This is a genomic window from Aureimonas sp. CAS, from assembly GCF_059838215.1.
The window spans coordinates 552,858-578,628 of the sequence record NZ_CM187563.1 but is presented as its reverse complement, the minus strand read 5'-3'; the positions used below and the strand labels follow the sequence as shown (position 1 = coordinate 578,628).

General features: G+C 68.2%; 23 protein-coding genes and 1 tRNA gene. 11 read left to right on the top strand and 13 right to left on the bottom strand.

The window, feature by feature from the left end; translation table 11 throughout:
* Positions 1 to 32: 32 nt before the first annotated feature.
* The 5 genes from AC6R2M_RS02665 to fliF form a co-directional block, all read right to left on the bottom strand.
* A complete protein-coding gene (locus AC6R2M_RS02665; RefSeq protein ID WP_500485242.1) occupies positions 33 to 500 on the bottom strand; it encodes a chemotaxis protein CheW in 468 nt (155 codons plus the stop codon).
* A gap of 43 nt (positions 501 to 543) precedes the next feature.
* Positions 544 to 1,365: an Hpt domain-containing protein gene (locus tag AC6R2M_RS02660; protein WP_500485240.1), complete on the bottom strand. Its 822-nt coding sequence runs from the start codon at positions 1,363 to 1,365 to the stop codon at positions 544 to 546.
* Between the two features lie 62 nt (positions 1,366 to 1,427).
* Positions 1,428 to 1,742 (bottom strand): STAS domain-containing protein, encoded by a 315-nt coding sequence (locus AC6R2M_RS02655; protein ID WP_500485238.1) that lies wholly within the window; start codon positions 1,740 to 1,742, stop codon positions 1,428 to 1,430.
* Positions 1,743 to 1,996: 254 nt separating this feature from the next.
* On the bottom strand, positions 1,997 to 2,224 hold the full coding sequence (locus AC6R2M_RS02650; RefSeq protein WP_500485236.1) for a hypothetical protein: 228 nt from the start codon (positions 2,222 to 2,224) through the stop codon (positions 1,997 to 1,999).
* 19 nt (positions 2,225 to 2,243) lie between these two features.
* The gene (gene fliF / locus AC6R2M_RS02645; protein WP_500483070.1) at positions 2,244 to 3,959 is read right to left on the bottom strand and encodes a flagellar basal-body MS-ring/collar protein FliF; all 1,716 of its coding nucleotides are present in this window, start codon (positions 3,957 to 3,959) and stop codon (positions 2,244 to 2,246) included.
* A gap of 519 nt (positions 3,960 to 4,478) precedes the next feature.
* Here fliF and AC6R2M_RS02640 point away from each other — a divergent pair.
* Positions 4,479 to 5,018: a TRAP transporter small permease subunit gene (locus tag AC6R2M_RS02640; RefSeq protein WP_500485234.1), complete on the top strand. Its 540-nt coding sequence runs from the start codon at positions 4,479 to 4,481 to the stop codon at positions 5,016 to 5,018.
* A gap of 30 nt (positions 5,019 to 5,048) precedes the next feature.
* Entirely contained in the window at positions 5,049 to 6,587 is a 1,539-nt protein-coding gene (locus AC6R2M_RS02635) for a TRAP transporter large permease (protein WP_500485232.1), read from the top strand.
* A gap of 155 nt (positions 6,588 to 6,742) precedes the next feature.
* Here the strand turns inward: AC6R2M_RS02635 and AC6R2M_RS02630 are convergent, their stop codons facing one another.
* The 6 genes from AC6R2M_RS02630 to AC6R2M_RS02605 form a co-directional block, all read right to left on the bottom strand.
* On the bottom strand, positions 6,743 to 7,846 hold the full coding sequence (locus AC6R2M_RS02630; protein WP_500485230.1) for a TRAP transporter substrate-binding protein: 1,104 nt from the start codon (positions 7,844 to 7,846) through the stop codon (positions 6,743 to 6,745).
* Between the two features lie 164 nt (positions 7,847 to 8,010).
* A complete protein-coding gene (locus AC6R2M_RS02625; protein ID WP_500485228.1) occupies positions 8,011 to 8,889 on the bottom strand; it encodes an NAD(P)-dependent oxidoreductase in 879 nt (292 codons plus the stop codon).
* Positions 8,886 to 9,278 (bottom strand): 4-carboxymuconolactone decarboxylase, encoded by a 393-nt coding sequence (gene pcaC, locus AC6R2M_RS02620; protein ID WP_500485226.1) that lies wholly within the window; start codon positions 9,276 to 9,278, stop codon positions 8,886 to 8,888. The genes AC6R2M_RS02625 and pcaC overlap by 4 nt, the downstream gene beginning before the upstream one ends.
* A gap of 4 nt (positions 9,279 to 9,282) precedes the next feature.
* Positions 9,283 to 9,972: a GntR family transcriptional regulator gene (locus tag AC6R2M_RS02615; protein WP_500485224.1), complete on the bottom strand. Its 690-nt coding sequence runs from the start codon at positions 9,970 to 9,972 to the stop codon at positions 9,283 to 9,285.
* Positions 9,973 to 10,029: 57 nt separating this feature from the next.
* On the bottom strand, positions 10,030 to 11,001 hold the full coding sequence (locus AC6R2M_RS02610) for a Bug family tripartite tricarboxylate transporter substrate binding protein (RefSeq protein WP_500485222.1): 972 nt from the start codon (positions 10,999 to 11,001) through the stop codon (positions 10,030 to 10,032).
* 102 nt (positions 11,002 to 11,103) lie between these two features.
* Positions 11,104 to 12,012 carry a LysR family transcriptional regulator gene (locus AC6R2M_RS02605; RefSeq protein ID WP_500485220.1) on the bottom strand — a complete coding sequence of 303 codons (909 nt, stop codon included), beginning with the start codon at positions 12,010 to 12,012 and terminating at the stop codon, positions 11,104 to 11,106.
* A gap of 200 nt (positions 12,013 to 12,212) precedes the next feature.
* Between AC6R2M_RS02605 and AC6R2M_RS02600 the strand changes: the two genes are divergently transcribed.
* The 9 genes from AC6R2M_RS02600 (at position 12,213) to AC6R2M_RS02560 (ending at position 24,735) form a co-directional block, all read left to right on the top strand.
* Positions 12,213 to 13,721 (top strand): ABC transporter substrate-binding protein, encoded by a 1,509-nt coding sequence (locus AC6R2M_RS02600; protein ID WP_500485218.1) that lies wholly within the window; start codon positions 12,213 to 12,215, stop codon positions 13,719 to 13,721.
* Positions 13,722 to 13,782: 61 nt separating this feature from the next.
* Positions 13,783 to 14,688, top strand: a complete 906-nt coding sequence (locus AC6R2M_RS02595) for an ABC transporter permease (protein ID WP_500487460.1) — start codon at positions 13,783 to 13,785, stop codon at positions 14,686 to 14,688.
* Entirely contained in the window at positions 14,685 to 15,590 is a 906-nt protein-coding gene (locus AC6R2M_RS02590; protein WP_500485216.1) for an ABC transporter permease, read from the top strand. Before AC6R2M_RS02595 ends, AC6R2M_RS02590 begins: the two co-directional genes overlap by 4 nt.
* A gap of 37 nt (positions 15,591 to 15,627) precedes the next feature.
* Positions 15,628 to 17,022 carry a M20 family metallopeptidase gene (locus AC6R2M_RS02585; protein ID WP_500485214.1) on the top strand — a complete coding sequence of 465 codons (1,395 nt, stop codon included), beginning with the start codon at positions 15,628 to 15,630 and terminating at the stop codon, positions 17,020 to 17,022.
* The gene (locus AC6R2M_RS02580; protein ID WP_500485212.1) at positions 17,019 to 18,659 is read left to right on the top strand and encodes an ABC transporter ATP-binding protein; all 1,641 of its coding nucleotides are present in this window, start codon (positions 17,019 to 17,021) and stop codon (positions 18,657 to 18,659) included. The genes AC6R2M_RS02585 and AC6R2M_RS02580 overlap by 4 nt, the downstream gene beginning before the upstream one ends.
* 270 nt (positions 18,660 to 18,929) lie before the next feature.
* Positions 18,930 to 20,018, top strand: a complete 1,089-nt coding sequence (locus AC6R2M_RS02575) for a GGDEF domain-containing protein (protein ID WP_500485210.1) — start codon at positions 18,930 to 18,932, stop codon at positions 20,016 to 20,018.
* A gap of 138 nt (positions 20,019 to 20,156) precedes the next feature.
* On the top strand, positions 20,157 to 22,253 hold the full coding sequence (locus tag AC6R2M_RS02570; RefSeq protein WP_500485208.1) for a hydantoinase/oxoprolinase family protein: 2,097 nt from the start codon (positions 20,157 to 20,159) through the stop codon (positions 22,251 to 22,253).
* 20 nt (positions 22,254 to 22,273) lie between these two features.
* Positions 22,274 to 23,869 carry a hydantoinase B/oxoprolinase family protein gene (locus AC6R2M_RS02565; RefSeq protein WP_500487458.1) on the top strand — a complete coding sequence of 532 codons (1,596 nt, stop codon included), beginning with the start codon at positions 22,274 to 22,276 and terminating at the stop codon, positions 23,867 to 23,869.
* A gap of 47 nt (positions 23,870 to 23,916) precedes the next feature.
* Positions 23,917 to 24,735, top strand: a complete 819-nt coding sequence (locus AC6R2M_RS02560) for an NAD-dependent epimerase/dehydratase family protein (protein WP_500485206.1) — start codon at positions 23,917 to 23,919, stop codon at positions 24,733 to 24,735.
* Between the two features lie 360 nt (positions 24,736 to 25,095).
* Here AC6R2M_RS02560 and AC6R2M_RS02555 read toward each other — a convergent pair.
* Positions 25,096 to 25,170, bottom strand: a tRNA-Val gene (locus AC6R2M_RS02555).
* 90 nt (positions 25,171 to 25,260) lie between these two features.
* Positions 25,261 to 25,626 carry a cell cycle two-component system response regulator CpdR gene (gene cpdR / locus AC6R2M_RS02550; RefSeq protein WP_500485204.1) on the bottom strand — a complete coding sequence of 122 codons (366 nt, stop codon included), beginning with the start codon at positions 25,624 to 25,626 and terminating at the stop codon, positions 25,261 to 25,263.
* Between the last annotated feature and the right edge of the window lie 145 nt (positions 25,627 to 25,771).

Below are 25,771 nucleotides of genomic sequence, written 5' to 3'. Positions count from 1 at the left end.
TGGCAACTCCGCGGAAGCGAAAGGCGCGCCGATCAGGCGGCGAGGTCTTTCTGAGGGGGCAGGATGCTCTCGATGCCGATCAGCGAGATCATGCGGCCTTCCAGGGCGATGACGCCGCGCACGAAGCTGCGCGCCATGTCGGAGGCGACGTCGGGCGTCGGCTGCACCGTGTCGTCCGTCACCGTCAGGATGTCGGAGACCGCGTCGACGAGGAGGCCGACCAGCTGCTGGTCGAGCATCACGACGATGATGACCGAGCGCATGGTCGGCTGCGTGGAGCCGAAGCCCAGGCGCAGCGACAGATCGACGATCGGCAGCACCGTCCCGCGCAGGTTGATGACGCCCGTCACGTAGCCCGGTGCGTGCGGCAGCGGCGTGGCGGCGGTGAAGCCGCGGATCTCGCGCACCGAGATGATGTCGACGCAGAACTCGCGGTCGGCGACGCGGAACGCGATCAGCTCGCGAGCGCCTTCCAGCTGGTTGGACTTCGAGATGTTCATTCAGGCCTCCGCGCGTGGGTCGAGGGGTGAGGGCATGGGGCGTTCAGGCGCGAGCCGCCTCCAGGAGCCTGGCGAGGATGTCCTCGCCCTGCTCCGTCGGGGCCGGGTCGCGGCGGGTGATGTCGAGTTCGCAGTCGGTGTCGACGAAGGAGAAGACGTCCAGGATGGCGTCCTCGCCCTCGGTGGTCTCGAGTTCGATGCGGAAGGCGAGCGCCGCCGCCTCCGGGTCCAGTGCGCCGAGCTCGGGAAGATCGTCGCAGAGACAGGTGACCGTCCCCTGCCCCAGCCGCAGCACGTCGCGGATCAAGAGGGCCGCTTCGTTGGCGGAGGCGTAGAGCGACGGGAACGGCCTGAAGACGATGTCGTAGCGGGTCGGTCCGATCGGATCGGCGGACCCGTCCGCACCGAAGATGTCGCCGGCGTCGATCGCGACGGGCGTGAAGCCCAGGTCGGCGAAGTCGATTTCCTCTCCGGGGTCCGCGTCGGCGGGAGCGGCGGCTTCTTCCTGCGGCAGATGGGCGGCGATCTCGTCGCACAGCGCGGCGGTCTGCCGGGAGGCCTCGACCTGAACGGCCAGCGCGGCCGCGCAGCGCGAGACGAGGTCGGCGACGTCCGGATCGGGCGCGAGCGCGCCGGAGCGGACCTGTCCGAGCAGCGCCTCGAAGGTCTTGGCGAAGGCCGACAGCTCGTTCAGACGGAAGGAGGCGGCGCCGCCCTTGATCGAATGGACCGCCCGGTAGGCCGTGCCGATCGTTTCCTCGTCGAGCGTTCCGGCAGCGAAGGCGGGAAGCGTCGCGTCGAGCGCGGCCAGCCCCTCGGCGCTTTCCTCGAAGAAGATCGTTCTGATTTCCACCATGGCGTCCATGACGCATCGTCCTTTGCGGCGGCCGTCGGCCTGTCGGAGCGGTTCCCTCGGCGTCCGGCGCCTCAGGCCAGCTCGGTCTCGGCTCCGGCGATGCTCGATGCGTCGAGGCCGAGGGTGCGCAACCCTTCGCACAGGCCTTCCGAAGGCTCGTCGAGGACGAGGGGAACGCCGTCCCCCGCCCAGCTGCGGGCCGCCGAGAGGAGGATCGCGGCGCACTGGCCGCCGATGCGCTCGACGTTGCGCCCGTCGAGGCGAAGGGGCGCGCCCCGCCGCTCCATCAGCTCGCGATGCAGCGGCGCGGCCGCCCGGATGTCGAGGACCGGGTCCAGATCGATCGAAGCGACGGCTTCGGCGGCTTCGGTCTCGGTGGAACTCATCGAACGACACCTGTGCTTGAAGGACGGATGCGAATTTGCTCGACCGATCCGGCGTCGTGCCGGTTCGGCCCCGCCGGCCATCAGGGAGGCGCTGGCGGTCGCCAAGGTCTTTCGAGGCGTCGGGCGTTCGGATGTCTCGATCCGGGCGGCCCTCGGCCCCGCACCCACATCTATGACGTGAATCATTTACAGAATAATTGACGGGCCGGGCTTCGAGCGGCGATCGTCCTTCGATTCCGCAAGGTGACGTCCGTCTATGCTTCCGGCAGGATCGACCCGGACGGCTCGGCGAAGAAGAGCGCCGTGACGTTGCCCGAGAGGCCGCCGCTGCGCTTGAGGCTGAGAGCGTCGAAGTAGCGCTGGCGGCGGTCGTCGTGCAGCATCCGCTCGATCAGCCGCGCCGTGTCGCGCAGCCGCGAGAGGATCGCCTGATCGCCCTCCGCCACGACGGCGTCGGAGAAGGGCGTCGGGGCGTGATGCATCGTTGCGTCCGGCATTCGCTCAGGCCGCCTTCTTTTCGTGGATCCACTGCTTCAGGATGGCTGCGGCCTGTTCTTCGTCGAAGTCGACGAGACGTTCGAGGCGCACCTGGGGCGAGTTGGCGCGCATCTGGTCGAGCTCTTCCATCAGGGCGGGGTCGCCGCCGCCGGCCGGTCCGAAGTCCGAGCCGAAGTCGGCGCCGAAGCCTTCCATGGAGGGCGCGGTGAAGCCCGGCAGCGCGGCGAGCCCGGGCAGCTCCGGCGCGCCGCCTGCGCCCAGAAGGTCGGGGCCGGCGTCCGCGCCCAGGCCCTCGGCCGAGGCCTCCGCGGGCTTGGCGATCGCCTTCACCGCCGGCTTGAGGCCGAACCAGATCACCAGGATCGCCACGACCAGGATCGTCAGCGCGTTGACCAGCGTGCCGAACTGGCTCGCCAGCGTCTCCATCAGACCGATGCCCGGCACCGGCTCCAGCGCCTCGCCCGTTCCGGCGAAGTCCACCGCCGTCACCTCGATCCGGTCGCCCCGATCCTCCGACAAGCCGGACGCGGAGGCCACCAGAGCCCGGATCTCGGCCAGCGCCGCGTCGAAGGCCTCGGGGCCCGTGTTCTCGCCCAGCGTCTCCAGCAGACGCGCCCGGTTGACGATCACCGCCACCGACAGGCGCTCCACCGCATAGCCTTCCGAGACCGTCTGAACCGTCGTCTCGTTGATCTCGAAGTTCGTCAGCTCCTCGCGGCGCTCGTTGGCCTGCGAGGACTGCGAGCCGGCCTGCCCGCCCTCGGCCTCCGCGAGCGGCACGTTCTGGTCCACCGTCACCGGCGTCTCCGCCTCGCGGTCGGTCGACTGGCCCGTCTCGCGGACCGTCCGCACCGAGCGCTCCACGCGGCCGTCCGGGTCGAAGGTGCGCGCGCTCGTCTGGCGCCGGTCCGTGTTCAGCCGCGCCGACACCGAGGACTGGAAGTTGCCGATGCCGAGATAGGGCGCCAGCGTGCGGCGGATCGAATCCTCCACCTGACGCGCCACCACGCCCTCCATGCCGAGCTGGCGCGACGGCGCGGCCGACGTGCCGTCCTCGCCCGAGGCGAGCAGCGTGCCGTCGGTCGACAGAACCGTGACGCGCCCCACCTCCAGGCCCGGAATGGCCGAGGCGACGAGATGGCGGATGGCGTTGGCGGACGAGAAGGAGGCGACGTCGTCGGTGCGGATCGTCACCGAGGCCGAGGGCGGCTGGCGCTCGCGGCGGAACGAGCCCTCCTCGGGCAGGACCAGATGGACGCGCGCCGCGCGCACGTCCTGCAGGCTCTGGATGGTGCGCGCGATCTCCCCCTCCAGGGCGCGCACCCGCGTCACCTGCTGCATGAAGGAGGTCAGACCCATGGAGCCGATCTGGTCGAAGAGCTCGTAGCCGGCATTGTCGGAGCGCGGCAGGCCGCGCTCGGCCAAAAGCATGCGGGCCGCGGCCGTCTGCGAGAAGCCGGTCAGGACCGTGTCGCCGGCCGCGTTGACGTCGAAGGGAATGCCCGCCTCGGTCAGCGCCGCGCCGATGCGCGTCACGTCCTGGCGGTCGAGACCCGAATAGAGCGTGTCCATCTGCGGGCGCGACAGCTGCCAGGCGGCCAGCGACACCAGCCCCACGACCAGCGCGAAGACGAGCCCGAGCCCGGCGAGCCGGCGCGGCCCCAGGGCGTTCAGATTGGCGTAGAGCTTCTGGGCTTGCGCCCCGGCGACCAGCGACATGACTTTTCCAGGCAAGCCGGAGCCAGAACCGGCCCCGTCAAACCCACAATCGCCCACAAAGCTTGCGCCAGATTGGCATCCTCCAAAGAATGAAGAAGTTCTTTAAGATGAATTCGAGCGCCCGTCCGGTTCATCGGGCGAAGAGCCGAGCGGCGCATCGCGAGCCCTGAATTCGCGATCGCGCCGCCGGGTCCGCTCGAGGACGTCGGCGATCGTCGCCAGCCGCGTTTCGGCCAACGGTCGGTCCCGTCCCTCCAGTCGCTCCAGAACCAGTGTCTCGAACGTCAGGCGCCGCCGCAGCTCCTCCACGAGCCGTCGTTGCTTCTCGATCCTCGCCGGGGTCGCCTTCATCGCGGCGCCACCTTTCCCTGCCCGCCCCGGAGGACGGCGACCTCACAAAGTGCTGGCCTTGCCACCCCGGAATATCGTAGCGAGCGGAATCGATTGCAGCTGGAAGGGCATGCCCTTTCCGGGGACGCGTCCGGGCGGACCGTCGAAAGCGCGCTCGGGAGGAATGACATGGGCCCTCTGCTTCTGTTCAGCCGCGCCGTCGACCGGACGACGACCGGGTTCGGCATGATCGCCGAATACATGGTTCTGGCCGCCGTCCTGATCAGCGGCGGCAACGCGCTCCTGCGCTACACGATGAGCATCTCGTCGAACGGCGCGATCGAAATCCAGTGGTACCTCCTGGCCGGCATCGTCCTCATGGGCACGGCCTACACGCTGCGGATGAACGAGCACGTTCGGGTGGACATCATCTACTCCAACCTCTCGCCGCGCGGGCGCCTCTATGTGGACATCGGCGGCTTCGTCGTCCTGTTCCTGCCGGTGATCGGCTATCTCTTCTGGCTCTGCTGGCCCTTCTTCTGGCGCTCCTTCGTTTCGGGAGAGACCTCGATGAACGCGGGCGGGCTGGCCCTGTGGCCGGCCAAGGCGACGCTGCCGCTCGGCTTCGGGCTCCTCTTCCTGCAGGGCCTTTCGGAACTCATCAAGCGCATCGCCGCGCTGAACGGGCTCCTCGAACTTCAGACCAAGTACGAGAAGCCTCTCCAGTAGGCGTCAGCAAGGCCGGGGGGCTTTCAAGCGATGTTCGAATACGGTCCGATGCCGCCGCTGATGTTCGGCAGCATGGTGCTCTTCCTTCTGATCGGCTTTCCGGTCGCCTTCACGCTGGCGGCGATCGGAACGGTCTTCGCGATCGCCGGCATCGCGTTCGACCACTTCCCGCCCTCGCTCCTGAACGCGCTGCCGCTGCGCTTCTACGGCGTCATCTCGAACGAGCTGATGCTGGCCATCCCCTTCTTCACCTTCATGGGCGCGATCCTGGAGCGCTCGAAGCTCGCCGAGGATCTCCTGGAGGGCGCGGGCCAGCTCTTCGGTCCGACGCCGGGCGGCGTCGCCTATGCCGTCATCCTCGTCGGCGCCGTCGTCGGCGCGATCACGGGCACGGTCGCGGCCTCGGTCATCGCGATGGGCGTGGTCTCCCTCCCCGTGATGATGCGCTACGGCTACTCCAAGCGCATCGCCACCGGCGTCATCGCCGCGTCCGGCACGATCACGCAGGTGATCCCGCCCTCGCTGGTCCTCATCATCCTTTCCGATCAGCTCGGACGCTCGGTCGGCGACATGTACAAGGGTGCGGTCGGGCCTGCGATGCTGCAGATCCTGATCTTCCTCCTGTTCATCTTCGTCGTCTCCAAGCTGCGCCCGCATCTGGTGCCGGCCCTGCCGCCCGAGGCGCGCACGATGAGCGGGCGGGCGCTCCTGTGGAAGGTGGCGAAATCCATGGTGCCGTCGCTGGCGCTCATCTTCATCGTGCTGGGCACGATGTTCATGGGTCTCGCGACGCCGACCGAAGCGGGCGCCATGGGCGCCATCGGCGCCATGCTTCTGGCCATCGCGCAGCGCCGCCTGAACTGGACGCTGACGCGCGAGGCCATGGCGATGACCATGCGCATCACCGCCATGGTCATCTTCATCCTCCTCGGCGCGACGGTGTTCTCGCTCTCCTTCCAAGGCCTCGACGGCGGCCTGTGGGTCGAGCACCTCCTGTCTCACATCCCCGGCGGAGCGGTCGGCTTCCTCCTCTTCGTCAACGTCTTCATCTTCTTCATCGCCTTCTTCCTCGACTTCTTCGAGATCGCCTTCATCATCGTGCCGCTGCTGGTGCCGATCGCGAACTCGCTGGGCATCGACCTGATCTGGTTCGGCGTCCTGCTTTGCGTGAACCTCCAGACGGCGTTCATGCACCCGCCCTTCGGCTTCGCGCTCTTCTACCTGCGCTCCATCGCGCCGCCGGAGGTGAAGACGAGCGACATCTATCTCGGAGCCATTCCCTGGCTCTGCCTTCAGCTCCTGCTCGTCGTCATCCTCATCTTCTTCCCGCAGTCGGTGACGTTCTTCATCACGCCCGAGGCGGCGATCGACCCGACGACGATCCATCTGAACGTGCCGATGCCGGGCGACCCTTCGACCGGACCGGCGGCCCCGAGCTTCGGCGCTCCCGCCGCGCCCTCCTTCGGGGCGCCCCCGGCACCCTCCTTCGGGGCTCCGCCCGCGCCGTCCTTCGATGCCCCGCCCGCGCCGTCCTTCGGCGCGCCGGCAGCGCCGAGTTTCGGACAGTAAGGACGATCCGAGGACTTTCCCCGAGGTTGGCCCCGATCCTCGGGTCAAGCCCGAGGATGACGAACGCATTCGAACGGCTTCGTACAGCCTGCAAACGAGAAGGGCCGGCGGATCGCTCCGCCGGCCCTTCTTCGGTTCTCGTGACGCCCGTCGGCTCAGCGGCCGGCGGCCTGCTGCGAATAGACGTAGGAATCGTTGGTGAACTCGGCGACGCGGAACCACTCGTAGCTCTGCGTGCGGAACTGCGACCAGGGCTCGAACATCGTCCTCCAGGCTTCGTTGGAGCCCGAAAGCTGGGTGTAGAGGTCCTGCGAGGACTGGTAGGCCGCGTCCAGCACGTCGCGCGGCAGCGCGCGCAGTTGCACGCCCTTGCCGACAAGCGAGCGGATCGCGGACATGTTCTTCACGTCGTAATCGGCCAGCATCGAGATGTTCGAGGCCTTGGACGCGGTGTCGAGCGCGGTCTTGTAGAGATCGGGCAGCTCGTCGTAGCGCTGGCGGTTGAACAGATAGTGGACCGTCGGCCCCGCCTCCCAGAAGGCCGGGTAGTAGTAGTAGGGCGCGACCTGATAGAAGCCGAGCTTCTCGTCGTCGTACGGGCCGACGAACTCGGTCGCGTCCAGCGTTCCGCGCTCCAGCGCCGGATAGACGTCGCCGCCCGCCAGCTGCTGCGCGACGACGCCGAGCGGCGCGAGCACCTGGCCCGCGATGCCGGCGATGCGCATCTTCAGACCCTGCAGGTCGGCCACCGAGTTGATCTCGTTGCGGAACCAGCCGCCCATCTGCGTGCCGGTGTTGCCGGCCGGACGGGCGCGCACGCCGTAGGGCTCCAGGAAATCCTCGATCAGCTCGTTGCCGCCGCCATTGTAGAGCCAGGCGTTCTGCTGGCGGGCGTTCAGGCCGAAGGGGATCGAGGAGCCGATCGCAAAGGTCGGGTCCTTGCCGACATAATAGTAGAGAACCGTGTGCGCGGCCTCGACCGTGTTGTCCTGCACGGCGTCGAGCGCCTGCAGGCCGGGCACGAGCTCGCCGGCCGGAAAGATCTGGATCGTGAACTGGCCGTCGGTCAGGTCCGAGACGGTCTGCGAAAAGCGCTGCGAGGCACCGAACAGCGTGTCGAGCGTGTTCGGGAAGCTCGACGTCATGCGCCAGCGGATCTGCGGGCGCTCCTGCGCGATCGCCGGCGCGGCCAGAGCGACGCTCGCGGCCGCCCCGCCGGAGACGGCGCCCGCCTTGAGCATGAATGAACGACGATCCATTGGTCCTGGTCCTCCCCATCGCGGACGACTCACAGGGTCCGCGGACGGCGCGGAGTGAAGCCGAAGGCGACGCCGCGCACAAGCAAAAAAGCCGCGCCGGAACAAGGCGGTCGTCAGGCATTCGGGGCGGCGGCGCGCGTCCCCCCGAAGACGCGCCTCCGGCGTCAGGCGCCGGCGACGGTCCTGTAGATCTCCGTGTGATCGGCGCCCTTGCCGAGTTCGGAATCCGCCTTCGCCCACAGCGCGCGCGCCGCGGCCATGCCCTGCATGTCGAGGTCGAGACCCTTCGCGAGCGCGTCCGCGATGCCGACATCCTTGGCCATCAGCTCCAGCGAGAAGCCGGCGTCGCGGAACGCCTCGTTCAGCACGAACTGCTTGAGCTTGTTCTCCGTGGAGTTGTTGCGCCCGGTCGAGGCGTTGAGAACGTCGACGAGCGTCGCCGGATCGAGCCCGAAGGCGCGCCCCACGTGAACCGCCTCGCAGGCCGCGACGAGGCCGGCGGCCGAAACGTAGTTGTTCAGCGCCTTGGCCGCATGGCCCGAGCCGAGCGGCCCGGTGCGGATGACCGCGCCCATGGGAGACAGGAGCGGTTCGGCGCGATCCAGCGCTGCCGCATCGTCGCCGCCGAGCATGATGGAGAGCGTTCCCGCCACCGCTTTGCGCACCCCGCCCGAGACGGGCGCGTCGAGGACGAGGATCGAACGCTTCGCAAGGTCCGCGCCGAGGTCGCGCGTCGCCAGCGGATCGGAGGAGCTCATGTCGATTACGATCGAGCCCGGCTTCAGGCCGGCGCAGAGATCGTCCTCGCCGCCCACGACCACCGAGCGCACGATGCTCGAGTTCGGCAGCATGGTGACGACGATGTCGCAGGCCGCACCGAGTTCGGCGAGGCTCGCGGCGGCGCGGCCTCCGATCTCGGCCGCCAGCGCCTTCGCCCTCCCGCCATCCGTGTCGAAAAGGACCGGAGCGGTTCCCGCGCCCGCAAGGCGGCGCACCATCGGTGCGCCCATCATGCCGAGGCCGACGAAGCCGAGGGTCGTCATGCCTTGTCGCCTTCCGCTTCGATCTTCTCGAAGGTCTCGCGCGCGATGCGGAAGCTGTCGACCATGGCCGGAACCCCCGCATAGACGCCGACCTGCAGGAGGATTTCGCGGATTTCCTCCTTGGACACGCCGTTCGTCAGCGCGCCGCGGATATGGGCGGAGAGCTCGTGCTGCCGGTTGAGCGTCGCGATCATGGCGATGTTGATGATGGAGCGCGTCTTCCGCTCCAGGCCGTCGCGGCCCCAGATCTCACCCCAGCAATAGGTGGTGACGAGCTTCTGGAAGTCCTCGGTGAAGTCGTCCACCCTGGCGGTGGCGCGATCGACATAGGCGTCGCCCAGCGTCTCGCGCCGGATCTTCATGCCCTTGTCGTAGGTCGCCTGGTCCATCGGCTCAGTCCTTCTCATGTGATGATTCGAGTGCTTCGAAGTGCTGGTCCGCCACCTCGGCGGCCCGTCGCACGTGGTCTTCCGCCAGCCGGCGCGCCGTTTCCGCGTCTGCGGCGAGCATGGCGTCGCGGATGGCGGCGATCTCGCGCGCGGTCTGCGCCAGACGGCCCGGTCGCGAGAGCGTCACGCGGCGCATCTGCGTGATGCGGTTGTTCAGGAGCGTGAAGGTCTGCCCCACGACCCGGTTTCCGCAATGGTCGAAGAGACAGCGGTAGAAGTCGTTCTTGATCGAGACCAGCGTCTCGGGACCCTCGCGGCCGGTGAGCGCCGATAGATCGTCGACGATCGCCGAAAGGGCCTGCCGGCCGCGCTCGTCGGCGTTCACCGCGAACTCGGCGCAGGCGAGCCCTTCCAGAACGCCGCGCACGCGGTAGAGTTCGGCCACCGTGCGCCGGTCGAGGGTCGCCACGACCGGCCCCCTGTGCGGCACGATCTCGATCAGCTCCTCGGCGGCCAGCGTCTGGACGGCCTCGCGCACCAGCGTCCGGCTGACACCGAACATTTCGCAGAGTTCGCGATCCTTCAGATGCCGCCCGGGCTCCAGGCTGCCCGAGAGGATCGCCTCGCGAAGACCGCTGACGAGCCGCCCGCCGAGTGTCAGATCGTCCCGCTTCAGGATATGGGTCGCGCTCATGATCGTCCGTGCCGCTGGAAGGCGGCGGCCGGATGCCGCCGCTCTGTCCCTCCCGTGTTACTGTGCCACGGCCTCGTCCGCGAGCGTCGCCTGCCAGCGGTCGACCTCGCTTGCGACGAGGGCCTTCAGGGCCTCCGGCCCGCGCGCCTCCTGCGGGGGAACGGGAACGCCGAGCTGCTCGAAGCGGGCCTGGACGTCCGGGTCCGCGAGAGCCACGTCGATCGCCTCGGCAAGGTCCGCGATCACATCCTCCGGCGTTCCGACGGGCGCGGCGACGGCGTTCCAGACGGTCATGTCGAACTCGGGCACGCCCGCTTCGGCGAAGGTCGGCACGTCGGGAATCTGCGGCTGCCGCTCGGTGCCGGAGACCGCGAGCGCGGTTCCCTGGTCTCCGAGCTCGATGGGGATCATCGTCACCGTCTGGTCGATGACCGCATCCATCATGCCGGCCTGAAGATCGACGATCGCGGGACCCGCGCCCTGGTAGGGGATGCGCGTTCCCGAAAGGCCCGTCAGCGACAGGAACAGCGCAGGCGCCAGATCGGAGGTCGCGCCGATCCCGGCCGTCCCGAAATTCACCGCCTCTCCTTCCACGCGCAGCTTCTCGACGAAGGCCTCCAGCGTCTCGACGCCGCTCGCCTTGCTGGCGGCGAGCACCATCGGCACGTCCGCCACGAGGCCGACCGGCGCCAGATCGGTGCGCGGGTCGTACTCCATGTCGTCGAAGACGCCCATGGCGGCGGCGAGCGGCCCCATATTGCCGAACACGATGACCTGCCCGTCCGGTTCGGCGCGGATCACCTGCTGCGTGCCGATCCGCCCGCCCGCGCCGCCGATATTCTCCACGAGAACGTTCTGGCCGAGATGAGCGGCCATGGCCGGCGCGACGATCCGGGCGAGAACGTCGGTCGTGCCGCCGGGGGCGAAGGGCACGATCATGGTGACCGGGCCTGACGGGTAGTCCTGGGCAAGCGCAGCCGGAGCCGTACCGACGAGCGCGGCCGCCAAAATGGTTGCGAGACGAAGCATGGTGAACCCTCCCTGTTCACCGTCACCTATACCACAATCATTTTGTCATACAATCTGACATTTAGTATTCGACCGCACGTGCAGGGTCGTGCTTGTCAGCCCTCACACGGGCTGCTCGGTCCGAACGCTCACGGCGGCGACCAGATCCTCCACGAAAAGGCGGACGCTATCGGGAAGCGAGCGGTCGCGCATGGTCTGGATCTGGATGGGCCGCGCGAGCCGGGCTGCATTCTCCAGCGTGAAGAACGCGATCTCGCGCCGCCGGATCGTGGACTGGACGGAGAGGAAGCCGGCCGGGCCGATGGCCCGCGTCTGGCGCACGAAGGACAGGATGGCGGGCAGCGTGTTGACCGCCATGGCGGGCTCGATCGCGATCCGCTCGTCCCGGCAGGCCAGATCGAACGCCTGGCGGGACGTCGTGTCCTGCGACATCAGCACCACCGGATAGTCCGCGAAGGCGGAGAGCGGAACGCGGCGCGCGCCGGCCAGCGGATGATCGACCGCGCAGATGCCGACCATTTCCGCCCGCGCATCATGGACGATCTGGACCGATGCGCTGTGGTTGAAGACGAAGGTGATGCCGACATCGACCTCGCCCGTCGCGACGCGCTGCGTGACGTTCAGGGGCGACGTCACCGAAAGTTCGAAGCGGACGCCGGGGAAGCGCCGCATGAAGGCCGCCATGGTGGCCGGCACGATGTCGAGCGCGAAGCCTTCGGCCGCCGCGACGCGAACGAGGCCCCGCGCCGTTCCCCTCAGCGACCGGATCTCCTCGGTGGCCTGATCGGCGCGCGTGAGGATGTTGTGCGCGTGGTCCGCCAGGAGTGCCCCAGCCGGGCTGGGCACCATGCCGCGCGGCCGGCGCTCGAAAAGGACGCAGCCGAGCTCGCTTTCGAGATTGGCGATCTGCCGGCTGATCGCCGACGACGCCACGTTCAGCCGCGCCGACGCCGCAGCGATCGATCCGGTTCGTGCAACCGCCAGAAAGTACCGCAGGCCCGTCGTCTGCATCCCCATCCCTCCTTCGCATTGCCGAAACGGCAACGCAGACCTCGCCAAATTCTACTTGTTGCGATCCTTTCTGCCTACCATGCTGTCAAGGTGACAAAAGCAGCAGACCAGTAGCCGGGAGCGTTCCACACGCTCCGGGCGAAGCTTCGGGCCGGCCGTTCGGCCGTGCCGGTTCCAGATCGAGAGGGGATCGATCCACCATGAAGAATCGCTTGAACTGCGTGTCCATGCTTGCGCTGGCGGCGTCGCTCCTGAGCGTCCCGGCCATCGCCGGCCCGTCCGACAACTCGCTGCGCTGGGCCTCGGACTCGATGCCGTCCAACATCGATTTCTACCAGCACACGATCCGCGAGGGCATCGTCCTCTCCCATCACATCTGGGACGGCCTGCTCCACCGCGACAGCGAGACCGGCGAGTTCCTGCCGCATCTGGCCGAGTCCTTCGAGTTCGTGGACGACACGACGCTCGAGTTCGTTCTGCGCGAGGGCATCACCTTCCACGACGGCTCGCCCTTCAATGCCGACGACGTCGTCGCGACCGTCGAATACGTGACGACCAACCCGACGCCCCAGCCCATCTTCTTCCTGGAAGGCGCGGAAAAGATCGACGACCGCACGGTCCGCCTGAAGACCAAGGGCGTCCAGCCCGCAATCCTCGACTACATCGCCAACCTCCTGCCGATCTATCCGGGCGACTACTACGCCGAGGCCGGCCCGGAGGGCATGTCGCGCAATCCCATCGGCACCGGCCCCTATCGCGTCGTCGAGCACGTCGCGGGCGAGAGCGTGCTGATGGAGATCAACGAGGACTATTTCGGCGGCGTGAAGGGCCAGCCCTCCATCCAGACGCTGGAGTTCCGCCGGATCGGGGAATTCAACACGCAGGCCATCGAGCTGATGAGCGGCGGCCTCGACTGGATCTGGCGCGTCCCGCCGGACGCGGTGGAGCGTCTGGAATCGACCGGACAGGTGATCGTGGATTCGGGCGAACTCATCCGCATCGCCTTCCTCGGCCTCGACGCGACCGGCCGGGCGGGCGAAACGCCCCTGCAGGACGTGACCGTGCGCCGGGCGATCAACCACGCCATCGACCGCGAGGGCATCCGCGAGGCGCTGATGGGCCCCGGCTCCTCGGTGATCGACGCGCCCTGCGCCCCGGCGCAGTTCGGCTGCGTCACCGAGACCGCCGTCCATTACGACTACGATCCGGAGAAGGCCCGCGCGCTTCTGGCGGAAGCCGGATACCCGAACGGCTTCTCCATCGAGTTCTGGGGCTATCGCGACCGGCCGATGGTCGAGGCGATCCTCGGCAACCTCGCGGAGGTCGGCATCAATGCCAGCCTGAACTTCGTCCAGGCCTCCGCCATCGCCACCGCGCGCGACGAGGGCAAGCTGCCGATCTGGTTCCAGGCTTGGGGCTCGAACTCGGTCATGGACGTCTCGGCGGGCCCGGGCTTCTGGTTCGGCGGCAACGCCACCGATTACGCCCGCGACGCGGAACTGACCGGCTTCATCAACGAAGGCGGCTCGACGATCGACCAGGAGGCCCGCGAGGAGGCCTATGGAAAGATGGTCGAGCGGCTGACCGATCAGGCCTACACCGTGCCGCTGTTCACCTACGCGCTGAACTACGCCTACAACTCGCAGCTGGAGTTTACGCCGGTGCCGGACGAGACGCCGCGCTTCTACGAGGCGCGCTGGGCCGAGTAACGGCCCCGCGCATTCCACGCTTCTCCAACGACAGCGACGGGAGGGGGAATTGGCCCTCTACATGACGCAGCGGATCGCGCTGGCGGTCTGCGTCTGCCTGGCGGTCTCGCTTCTGGCATTCCTCCTCCTCAACGCCTCCGGCGACGTCGCTTCGGCGATCGCCGGCGAGGAGGCCAGTCCCGAACAGATGGCGGCGATCCGGGCCCAGCTCGGCCTCGACCGCCCCTGGCCCATCCGCTACGTCGAGTGGCTGGGCGCCGCCCTTACCGGCGATTTCGGCAATTCGCTGTTCTTCCGCCAGCCGGTCTCCGAACTCATCTTCCGCCGGCTGCCGAACACGCTGACGCTCGCCTCCATGGCCGCGGTGGTGATGCTCGCGCTCGCCGTTCCCCTCGGCGTCCTCGCCGCGCTCAAGCCCGGCTCGATCATCGACCGCGCCGCGCTCGCCATCGCCGTCATGGGACAGGCGATGCCGAACTTCTGGTTCGGACTCATCCTCATCGTCGTCTTCTCGCTGACGCTCGGCTGGGCGCCCGCCTCCGGATCGGCGACCATCGGACACTTCATCCTGCCGGCCATCGCGCTCGGCTACTATTCCACCCCGCCGATGATGCGGCTCATCCGCGCCGGCATGATCGAGGCGCTGTCCTCGGACTACATCCGCACGGCGAAGGCCAAGGGCATCGGCACGGGCAAGGTCGTCTTCAAGCACGCGCTTCGAAACGCCGTGATCCCGGTCGTCTCGCTGCTCGCCGTCCAGTTCGGCAACATGCTCGGCGGCTCCGTCGTCATCGAGACCGTCTTCGGCATCCAGGGCCTCGGCTATCTCGCCTGGGAGTCGATCTCGCGCATGGACCTGCCGGTCGTGCAGGCGATCCTTCTCATCGTCGCCGTCTTCTACATCGGCCTCGTCCTCCTTTCCGACATGGTCAATTCCTGGCTGGACCCGAGGATCCGCATCCAATGAGCGCCGTTCCGCCCGATGTCGTCGCCGCCCCGCTCGTCGGCGAAGGCGCGCCCCGCTCCGATGCCTGGCGCCGGCTGCGCCGAAACCCGACCTTCCTTCTCGGCGCGGGCGTCGTCCTCCTGATCCTTCTGATCGCGGTCTTCGCGCCGCTTCTCGCCCCCCACAACCCTTACACTCAGAGCATGGGCAACCGCGTCGTGCCCCCGGTCTGGATGGACCGCGGCAGCTGGGACCATGTGCTGGGCACCGACGGTCTTGGCCGCGACTATCTCTCGCGCATCATCTACGGCGCGCGGATTTCGCTCCTGATCGCGGTCTTCACGGTGATCACCTCCGGCCTGATCGGCACGACGCTCGGCGTTCTCGCCGGCTATTTCGGCGGCAAGGTCGATCTCGTCATCAACTTCTTCATCATGACGCGGCTGACGCTGCCCGTGGTGATGGTCGCCCTCGCCGTGGTCGCCCTCTTCGGCGGATCGCTCACGGTCGTCGTCCTCGTCCTCGGCTTTCTCCTGTGGGACCGCTTCGCGGTGGTGACGCGCGCCGCGACGCAGCAGCTGCGGAACCAGGAATACATCCAGGCGTCCCGTTCGCTCGGCTTCACCACGCGCCAGATCGTCTTCCGCGACGTCCTGCCGAACATCTTCGACCGCCTCGCCGTCATCGCCACCTTCGAGATGGCGCAGGCGATCCTGCTGGAGGCCGCCCTCTCCTTCCTCGGCCTCGGCGTGCAGCCGCCGACGCCGTCCTGGGGGCTGATGGTGGCGGAGGGACGCCAGTTCCTCCTCTTCGACCCCTGGCTGATCATGATCCCGGGTGCCGCGATCTTCGTCCTCGTCATGGCGATCAACCTCGCCGGCGACGGGCTGCGCGATGCGCTGGCGCCCGAGAACCGCAACTGAACCTTCGCAGACATCGAGTGAAATGGGAGTGCAGACCATGTTGAACGGAACCGACACGCGGCAGGCGGCCGTCTCCGCGGCCCGGGACTACGTCACCGGCGGGACGTTCAAGGCCGAGCTGGCGCGCCGCGTCGCGGTCCCGTCGGAGAGCCCGCGCGAGGATTCCGGCCCCGACCACCGGCGCTATCTGAAGGAGCAGATCGCGCCCGACCTTCAGGCCATGGGCTTCTCCACCCGCATTCTGGAGAACCCCGTCGCCGAGCGCCTTCCCGTGCTCTTCGCCGAACGCATCGAGGACGAGGCGCTGCCGACGATCCTGACCTACGGCCACGGCGACGTGTTGTGGGGGATGGGCGGCGACTGGGCTGAGGGGCGCGACCCGTTCGGCCTCGAGGAGGCGGACGGCAAGCTCTACGGCCGCGGCACGGTCGACAACAAGGGCCAGCACACGATCAACATCGCTGCGCTGCGCTGCGTCCTGGAGACGCGCGGCAAGCTCGGCTTCAACGTCAAGGTGATGATCGAGATGGGCGAGGAGTCCGGCTCGCCCGGCCTCAAGGAGATCGCCGCGCAGCACCGCGACCTCTTCGCCGCCGACGTGCTGATCGCCTCGGACGGGCCGCGCACGGCGGCCGAGACGCCCACCATGTTCCTCGGCGCGCGCGGCGGCTACGGCTTCCATCTCGTCGCCGACGAGCGGCCGGGCGCCTACCATTCCGGCAATTGGGGCGGCCTTCTGGTCAATCCGGGCATCCGCCTCGCCCATGCGATCGCCTCCATCACCGACGCCAAGGGCAAGCTCGCCATCCGCGAGTGGACGCCCGGCGAGATTCCGGCGAACGTGCGCGAGGCGCTGTCGAAGATTTCGCTGGAGCCCGACCCGTCCGATCCCGTGAGCGACCCCAGCTGGGGCGAGCCCGGCCTGGAAGGCCCGATGCAGGTCTTCGGCTGGTGCAATTTCGAGGTTCTCGCCTACACCTGCGGTCGGCCCGAAGCGCCCGTCAACGCGGTTCCGGGCAATGCCCGCGCCACCTGCCAGCTGCGCTACGTGGTCGGCGTCGACACCGACCGCATCCTGCCCGCCCTTCGCGAGCATCTCGACGCGCACGGCTTCCAGGACATCGCCATCGAGCCGATGAAGCGCGGCTTCTTCAGCGCCACGCGCACCGACCCGGACAATGAATGGGTCCGCCTCGTCGCCGGCTCGATCGAGGAGACGACCGGCAAGGCACCGGCGATCCTGCCCAATCTGGGCGGTTCGCTGCCGAACGAGATCTTCGTCGAGACGCTGGGCATGCCGACGGTGTGGGTGCCGCACTCGCACCGCGCCTGCGGCCAGCACGCGCCCGACGAGCACATGCTTCTGGCCCTGGCAGAGGAGGCGGCGACCATGATGGCGGGCATCTTCCACGATATCGGCGAGCGGCGATGAGCGGGAGCGACGAGAAGGCGGTCCTGAAGATCGACGGTCTGACCGTCGATCTTCCCAAGAGCGGCGACCGGCCCCATGCGGTGGAGGATCTGTCATTCACCGTGAAGCGCGGCGAGATCGTCTGCATCGTCGGCGAATCCGGGTCCGGCAAATCCGTCACCGCTTTCACCACGATGGGGCTTCTGCCGAAGGCCCTGAAGCCGTCGCGAGGCCGCGTCCTCTTCGAGGGGCGCGACGTCCTGACCATGCGTTCGCGCGAGCACGCGAAGCTGCGCGGCAACCGCATGGCGATGATCTTCCAGGAGCCGATGACCTCGCTCAATCCCTGCTTCACGGTGGGCGACCAGATCGAGGAAGTTTTCCAGGCCCATTCCAAGCTGAACCGCGCCGAGCGACGCGCCCGGACGCTGGCGCTTCTGGAGGAGGTCCGGCTGCCGGACGTGGAGCGCATCTACCGCTCCTACCCGCACCAGCTTTCCGGCGGGCAGCGCCAGCGCATCGTCATCGCCCTGGCGCTCGCCATGGACCCCTCCCTCCTCATCGCGGACGAGCCGACCACCGCGCTCGACGTGACGACGCAGGCGCAGATCCTGGCGCTGATGAAGCGGCTGAAGGACACGCACGGCGCGGGCATTCTCTTCGTCACCCACGATTTCGACGTTGTCGCCGAGATCGCCGACCGCGTCGTCGTCATGCAGAAGGGGCGCATCGTCGAGGAGGGTCCGGCCGCGACGGTTCTGAACCACCCGCAGCATCCCTACACACGCCAGCTCATCGCCGCCGTTCCGCCGCGCCGCGCGCCCGAGCCGCACGTCCTGCCGGACGAGGCAGACACGGTGCTGCGCGTCGAAGGGCTCGCCAAGACCTTCGACGTTCCGCGCACCCTCACCTCCCCGGCCCGCACGGTGCACGCCGTGCAGCCCGCGAGCTTTTCCCTGAAACGCGGCGAGACGCTCGGCATCGTCGGCGAGTCGGGCTCGGGCAAGACGACGCTGGTGCGCACGCTGATCCGCCTGATCGAGCCGAATGCGGGCCGTGCCCTCGTCGGAGACATCGACTTCGCATCCCTGCCCAAGGGCCAGCTCCGCCGGCATCGCTCCGCCATCCAGATCGTCTTCCAGGACCCCTACGGCTCGCTCAATCCGCGCCGCACGATCGGGGACCAGTTGACGGCGGCGCCGATCAATTTCGGCATGGGCAAGGCCGAGGCCTGGGCCAAGGCGCGCGAGCTGATGCGCATCGTCCGGCTCGATTCGGAGGTCCTGGCGCGCTACCCCTCGCAGTTCTCCGGCGGCCAGCGCCAGCGCATCTGCATCGCCCGCGCACTGATGATGGAGCCGAAGATCCTGATCGCCGACGAGGCGGTCTCCGCCCTCGACGTCTCGGTGCAGAAGGAGGTGCTGCAGCTCCTGAAGGACGTGCGCGACCGGATGGGCCTGACCATGCTCTTCATCACCCACGATCTGCGCGTCGCCGCCCAGATCTCCGACCGGATCGCGGTGATGAAGAACGGCGCCATCGTCGAGATAGGGACCGCGCGGGACGTCTTCGAGAACTCGACCAACGACTACACGAAGACGCTTCTCGCCTCGATGCCGGGCCAGTCCTGGGACGTGCCGGTCATCGAAGCGGCCTGAGACGGCGGAAATGCGGTAGGCGTCCGGGGACGAAGGGCCCGGCGCCGCCCCGGCGGATCGGATCGCGCGAGGCGCTCGGAGCGGCCGATCTCGACGATGACGGCCCCTCGGGTCCCCGGACCGCCGAGGCCTTGCGCCTGATCGAAGGGAAGGCCCATGAAGCCGTCCCTTCGCAAGCCTTCGTTCACTCCATCAGCGAACATTCCCCCCTCCGCAGGGAACCATTAGCCTGCGGGAAGCAGCATGCGGGCGAAGGCGCGACCGAGGCTCATGGACCTCTCCATTCCCACACTCCAGTTCACCGATTTCATCGTCTTCCTGACGTGCGGGCTGGTCTTCGTCTGTTGCTGGGTTCTGCGGCGATCGCGGCGCTCCTTCGTCCTGTTCGGGGCGAGCTTCCTCCTCTGCGCCGTCATGTCGGTGAGCTTCGCCGATTTCGGCGCCTATGGCAGCGTTCTCTCGCCGCTGGGATGGTCGGTCGCAGGCCTGCTCTTCTGGGCGGGCTTCCGGGTCTTCGACGGGCGGCGGCCGGTCACCCCGACGATGGCGTTTCTGGCGGCGCTCCCGGCGAGCCTGCATGTCGGCCTCGAGGCGCTCGGCGCAGGCGAGCACGCGGTGAACACGGCGACGACCCTCGCCTATGCCGCCCATGAATGCGCCGTCGCCTTCTACGTCCTCTCCACCTCCAGAGGCTCGCCGCTGCGAAAGGGCGCCGCCGCCGCGCTTCTCGCCATCGCGCTCGCGATCGTCTCGCCGCTTCTGACGTGGTCCTCCGAGGCGGCGCACTGGACGCTCGTCTTCATCGTCGTCACCGACATCTCGACCTCGATCATCCTGACCACCGTGATTCTCGCGATCGAGTCGGAGCGGGCCTTCGCGGCGGTCGAGAGGATGGCGCATCGCGACCCTTTGACCGGAGCCTTGAACCGACTGGGGTTCGAGCGCGAGATCGACGGGCGCGACGGCAGCGCCGGCATCATTCTGGCCGATCTCGACCATTTCAAATCGATCAACGATCGATTCGGCCATTCCGGGGGTGACCACGTTCTTCGCAAGTTCGTCGGCAGGGCGGTTTCGGTGCTCCCCGAGAACACCGTTCTGGCGCGCTTCGGTGGAGAGGAGTTCGTCGCGGTCATTCCCGGAATCGACGAGCGGGCGACCTTGTTTCTCGCGGAACGGCTGCGAAACGAGATCGAGTGCAGGCCGATCGAAGGCGGCGGAGAGCCGATCCCGGTGACGGTGAGCGTCGGCGTCTCGACCGTGCCGCGGATCGAAGACGCGCTCAATGGGGTCGAGAAGGCCGACGCGGCGCTCTACGCTGCCAAGAAGGCCGGCCGAAACCTCGTGCGGGCCGCGTGATTCGGCCGAAGGGAGATCGGACATGAAGCGCGACGTGCGAGAGCCGATCGAACGCGCCATCGCCCCGGAGGCGAGCATTCGGCGACGCCCCTGGACCCAGATGCGCGCCGCTGCGCTGAACGACCGGAAAGCCCACGCATGAGCTCCACGACCGACGACATCCGCCTCGGCGCGGATATCGGTGGCACCTTCACCGACATCGCGCTCGACCTCAAAGGCACGATCTTCTCCACCAAGGTCCTGACGAACTATTCCGCGCCGGAGCAGGCGATCCTCGACGGCATCGGGATCGTGACCCGGGACGCCGGGATCGACCCGGCCGCGATCGGCCTGATCATCCATGGAACGACCCTCGCCACCAACGCGCTGATCGAGCGGCGGGGCGCCCGCACCGCCCTGGTGACGACGGAGGGATTCCGGGACGTCGTCGAGATGCGCACCGAGAACCGCTTCGCGCAGTACGACCTCGACATCCGACTGCCCGAGCCGCTGATCCCCCGCGAGGACCGTTTCACCGTGAAGGGGCGGATCGGTGCCGAGGGGCAGGAACTGCAGCCGCTCGACGAGGCGGCGCTGGAGGCGATCGCGGACCGGATCGCCGCCGGCGGCTTCGGCGCGGTCGCGATCGGCTTCATCCACGCCTACGCCAATCCGGAGCACGAACGGCGCGCCCGCGACATTCTCGCCGCCAAGCTCGACGTCCCGATCTCGATCAGTGCCGAGGTCTCCCCGCAGATGCGCGAGTTCGAGCGCTTCAACACGGTCTGCGCCAACGCCTATGTGCGCCCGCTGATGGCGGACTACCTCGCCCGCCTGCAGGTCAGGCTGAAGGAGATGGGCGCCGCCTGCCCCGTCTTCATGATCCATTCGGGCGGCGGGCTGATCTCGGTCGAGACGGCCGCCGAGTTCCCGGTTCGCCTGGTCGAGTCGGGGCCGGCGGGCGGCGCGATCTTCGCGGCCGATATCGCCCGGCGCTTCGCCCTCCGGAAGGTCGTCTCCTACGACATGGGTGGCACGACCGCGAAGATCTGCCTCATCGAGGACTTCGCTCCGCAGACGGCGCGCACCTTCGAGGTGGCGCGCACCTATCGCTTCACCAAGGGCTCGGGCATGCCGATCTCGATCCCGGTCATCGAGATGATCGAGATCGGCGCGGGCGGCGGCTCCATTGCCTCGGTGGATGCGATGGGGCGGATCCAGACCGGCCCCGAAAGCGCCGGCTCCGAGCCCGGGCCGGCCTGCTACGGTCGAGGCGGGACGCGGCCCGCGATCACCGACGCCGACCTCGTGATGGGCAAGCTCGACCCGGACAATTTCGCGGGCGGTGCGATCCGACTGGACGCCGCCGCCGCGCAAGGCGCCATCGAGCGCGACGTCGCCGGCCGGCTGTCGATGGACGCGCCGTCCGCCGCCTTCGGCATCTGCGAGGTCGTGGACGAGAACATGGCGAACGCCGCACGCGTCCATGCGGTGGAGAACGGCAAGGCCATCTCCGACAACTGCATGATCGCCTTCGGGGGCGCCGCGCCTCTCCATGCCGCGCGCCTGTGCGAGAAGCTCGGCATCGAACGCTGCCTCGTGCCGCGCGGCGCGGGCGTGGGCTCGGCCATCGGCTTTCTGAAGGCACCCTTCGGATACGAGGCGCTGGCCTCGCGCCTGGTGCGCCTGTCGCGGTTCGATCCCAACGAGGCGAACGCGCTGCTCGGCGAGCTGAAGGCCACCGCCGAGCGCTTCGTGCGCGCCGGCTCCCGCGGCGAGATCGTGCGCGAGATCACCGCCTTCATGCGCTATCGTGGCCAGGGATGGGAGATTCCCGTGCCGCTCGCGGATCAGCCTTTCGCAGAGGAGGCCTCTACCGAGCTGGCGGAGCGCTTCCGCGACAGCTACCGGCGCTTCTTCGGCCGCGCCATCGAGGGCCTCGACGATCTGGAGATCGAGATCGTCACCTGGTCGGTGAAGGCGAGCGATCGGCGGGACGAGGCCCGGCCGATCGAGACGATCGCGGCCGTTCGGACCGTCCGCGCGCCGCAGACGCGCCGGGTGTTCGATCCGGCGGCCGGCGCACCCCTGCCCTACGGCATCGTGGCGCGTGACACGTTGAGCCCCGGCGACCTCGTCGAAGGCCCCGCCGTGATCGTCGAGCGCGAGACCTCCACCGTCGTGACCAGCCTCTTCGATGCCGTGCTCCAGAGCGACGGCACCATCCTTCTCCTGCGCAAGGGGGACCGCTCGTGAGCGACATCGCCGACATCCGCATGCAGGTCATGTGGAACCGCCTGATCTCCGTCGTGGAGGAGCAGGCGCTGACGCTCCTGCGCACGGCCTTCTCGACCTCGGTGCGGGAATCGGGCGATCTTTCGGCCGGTGTCTTCGATCCGCAGGGCCGGATGCTCGCGCAGGCGGTGACCGGCACGCCGGGCCATGTGAACACCATGGCCGAGGCCGTCTCCCATTTCATCGAGGCGATCGGGCGCGAGCGGATGTTCGAGGGCGACACCTACGTCACCAACGATCCCTGGCTCGGGACCGGCCATCTCCACGACATCACCATGGTCTCGCCCTCCTTCCTCGACGGGCGGCTGGTCGGCTTCTTCGCCTGCACGGCGCATGTGGTGGATGTCGGCGGGCGCGGCTTCGGAGCGGACGCCAAGTCCGTCTACGAGGAAGGCATCCAGATCCCGATCATGAAGTTCGCTGAGCGCGGAACGGTGAACGCGGACCTCGTGCGCCTGATCCGGGCGAATGTGCGCGAGCCGAATCAGGTGGTCGGCGATTTCTACTCGCTCTCCGCCTGCAACGAGGTCGGCCATCGCCGGCTGATCGAGATGATGCGCGAGATCGGCCTCGCCTCGCTCGACGAGCTGGCCGACTTCGTCTTCTCGCGCACCCGCTCCGCCATGGAGGAACGCCTTGCCGCGCTGCCGCGCGGCAGCTGGACGAACGAGCTCGCCACGGACGGCTACGACGCGCCGGTCAAGCTCGCCGCGCGCGTCACGATCGGCGAAGACGCGGTGGAGGTGGACTTTGCCGGCACGGACCCGATGAGCCGTTTCGGCATCAACTGCCCGATCATCTACACCAAGGCCTATGCCTGCTACGCGCTGAAATGCGTTGTGGCCCCGGACATTCCCAACAACGCCGCCTCGCTCGCCTTCTTCAAGGTCACCTCGCCGGTGAACATCCTGAACGCGGTTCGCCCCGCGCCGGTGGCGCTGCGCCACATCTTCGGACACATGGTGCCGGACCTCGTCCTCGGCGCGCTCGCCAAGGCGCTTCCCGGCCGCATCCAGGCGGAGGGCGCGGGTGCCTTGTGGAACATCCACATGTCGGTCCGCCCGGCGGACGGCGCGAACGGCCGGCGCGCGGAGGTTCTGATGTTCAATTCGGGCGGAACGGGCGCGCGGCCGGGAATCGACGGCCTGTCGGCCACCGCCTTTCCCTCCGGCGTCCACACCATGCCCATCGAGGCGACCGAAAACACCGGGCCGGTCGTGATCTGGCGCAAGGAGCTGCGGCCGGGCTCGGGCGGCGAAGGCGAGTTCCGCGGCGGCCTCGGCCAGATCATCGAGATCGCGCCGCTGGAGGGATACGAGTTCGACTTCTCCGCCATGTTCGAGCGCGTGAACCACGCCGCGCTCGGCCGCGACGGCGGCGGGGACGGCGCGCCGGGCGTCGTGAAGCTCGACGACGGCACGGCGATGCGCCCCAAGGGCTGGCAGCACGTTCCGGCCGGCCGGCGCCTCGTGCTGGAGCTTCCCGGCGGCGGCGGCTACGGCGATCCCGCAAGGCGCGACGCCGGGGCGGCGGACACCGACCGCAGCCGAGGCTATCTGGCGAAAGACGACGAATAGGCCAAGCCGGCAACGGGAGGCCGCCCAGCCACAGGAGACGAGCGACGATGGCCCGATACGAACGCATCCTCATCACCGGAGCGGCCGGACGGCTCGGCTCCCAGCTGCGGACCGGCATCGCCCCGCTCGCAGGAAGACTGCGGCTCGCGGACCGTGAGCCGATCGGCGATCTCGCCGCTCACGAGGAGGCGGCGATTTTCGATCTCGCCGACATGGAGGCGACCGAGAGCGCGGTCGAGGGCTGCGACGCCATCGTCCATTTCGGCGGCGCGCCGGAGGAGCGGCCTTGGGAGGTCGTGCTCGACTCCACCATTCGCGGCTCCTACCACGTCTACGAAGCCGCCCGGAAACACGGCGTGAGGCGCATCGTCTACGCCTCTTCCGTCCATGCGATCGGCTATCACGAGGTCGACGCCCATATCGGCGTCGACGCCCCGGTGCGCCCGGACAGCCTCTACGGTGTCTCCAAGGTCTTCGTCGAAGGCCTCAGCCGGCTCTACTGGGACAAGTTCGGCATCGAAACCGCCTGCCTGCGGATCTTCTCGTCCTTTCCCGAACCCGCCGACCGCAGGCATCTCTGGTCCTATCTCTCCTTCGCCGACTGCGTGCGTCTCGTCGAAGCCGCGCTCATCGCGCCGCGCGTCGGCCACACCATTTCCTTCGGCATGTCCGACAACCGGGTGAAGACGGTGGACAACAGCAGCGCCAACCATCTCGGCTACCGGCCGCAGGACAGTTCCGAGCCGTTTCGCGACAAGGTGGAAGGCTCGACGCCCGCGCCGGACCCGAAAGCCCCGGCGGTCCGATATCTGGGCGGCTACTTCACCGAGATCGGCCACCCGGACGACGGGCCGAGCGAGACATAGTCCTTTGGAGCGATGGACGAGGGGAGCGGGACCCACCGCCCTCCGCGGCGGGCGAATCGCGCTCTCGTGGCGACCGGCGTGCGGGCCGCGCCGGGCATCGAACTCGATCGCGAGCTAGCGGCGAATCCGGCTCGGCCCCGTGCGCCAGGACACGAGGTCGAGCTACGAGATCGCGGACCCGGAATACATGCGGGAAGCGGCGGCAGCGACGGACTGGATCATGGAGGAAATCGACCGCCATTCGGTCGAAAAGCTTCCGCTGGAAGAAGGCCGCAACGCGCAAGCCACGCGCAGATCACCGGCCGATGCGTCCCCGTTGGGGACGACAATGCTGAAAGCCCTGTTGTGCAGGGGGTCGAATGGTGGGCGTGACAGGGATTGAACCTGTGACCCCTACGATGTCAACGTAGTGCTCTCCCGCTGAGCTACACGCCCTTTCGACGACCGCCCGTAGACCACAACCCGCCGGACGGGTCAAGCGGGCTTCTGACGCTCGACGACCCGTTTCGGCGAATTCGTGAAACGTCAGGCCGCGTCCTGCAGCATCTTGCCGACTTCGTCGACGAGCTCGCGCAGGTGGAAGGGCTTGGAGAGGATCTTGGCGTCCTTCGGAGCCTTCGAATCGGGGTTCAGCGCGACGGCCGCGAAACCGGTGATGAACATCACCTTCAGGTCGGGATCGAGTTCGGTGGCGCGCCGCGCCAGCTCGATTCCGTCCATCTCCGGCATCACGATGTCGGTCAGCAGCAGCGAGAAGGGCTCCTCGCGAAGCCGCTCATAGGCGCTCGAGCCGTTGTCGTAGGCCGTTACCTCGTAGCCGGCCTTTTCCAAGGCCTTGGCGAGAAAACGACGCATGTCGTTGTCGTCTTCGGCCAGAAGGATTTTCGACATCGTTCCTGCGTCCCGTCGCGTGCCGCGGACGCCCACGCCCGCTTTATGGCATAGTCTGAAGTCATTCCCTTAACAGATCGCCTCCCCGCCTGCGAAGGGGAATGTTCACGGGCATGTGCGACCCTAGATTCAGGCACGAGACGAA